A 959-nucleotide genomic window follows, 5' to 3' on the forward strand; every position below is an offset into this window, starting at 1 on the left:
CGTGATCTCCATGCGGAGTTGGTCAAAAGGACTGGCAGTCCGGCCGATCACAGCCGTTGAGACCTGGGCGTATAGTGTCGTCGTCGCCAGGCTGCGATGGCCCAGCAGCACCTGAATGATCCTTATGTCCGTGCCGGCTTCCAAAAGGTGGGTGGCGAAGCTGTGGCGAAGGGTGTGCACCGTCACCCGCTTCTCAACGCCCAGGAACTCGCAGGCTGCTCGACAGGCGATCCCTAAGGTCTGTGGGTGGATCGGGCCGCGGCCATCGCGCCGAGGAAATAGCCATCGCCCCGGCTTGGTCAACCGCCAATAGACGCGCAAAATCTCCAGCAGCTGCGGCGACAGCATCACATAGCGGTCCTTGCCGCCCTTGCCCTGCTCGATGCGAATGATCATCCGGCTGCTATCGATGTCCGTCACCTGCAGACGCGCCGCCTCCGCGGCGCGTAAGCCCACCGCATAGGTGGTCATCAGAGCGACCCGGTTCCTCGTCCCCTTCACGGCCTGCAGAAAGCCGACCACCTCATCGGCGCTCAGCACGATCGGCAACTTGCGCGGCGTCCGGGCGTAAGCGATCCGCTCAGGCAGATCAGATCGACCCAGCGTCACGCCGTAGAAGAAACGCAAGGCGCAAACGGTCTGGTTCAACGCACCCCACGAGACCCTTCGGCCCACCAAGTGGGCCTGATAGGCGCGCACCTCTTCGTATCCCAGTTGATCGGGTGATCGTCCAAAAAATCGACTGAACTTCGCCACGTGATGCACGTAGGATCGCTGGGTCTCCGGTGACAAATTGCGGATCGTCAGATCTTCAATCATCCGCTGACGCAGAGGGCTTATCTGGGCCATCTGGGGTTCTCCTGTCTGGAAGGTTGGCTCAACACCAAATCTTCTCAGACGGGGGCCTCCTCAGGCCAGACCCGCGCATCAGCTACCGCGGCAGCGGTTTAGTTCAATCA

1 protein-coding gene is annotated in these 959 nt (G+C 61.3%); it reads right to left on the reverse strand.

Going from position 1 to position 959, the window contains the following annotated elements; translation table 11 throughout:
• Nucleotides 1–849, reverse strand: an 849-nt coding sequence (locus NKH17_RS33320) for a site-specific integrase (RefSeq protein WP_352973540.1), incomplete at its 3' end; no start/stop codon positions are given.
• Between the last annotated feature and the right edge of the window lie 110 nt (nucleotides 850–959).

It is taken from the genome of Mesorhizobium sp. M1334 (assembly GCF_040317995.1).
GTDB lineage: Bacteria > Pseudomonadota > Alphaproteobacteria > Rhizobiales > Rhizobiaceae > Mesorhizobium.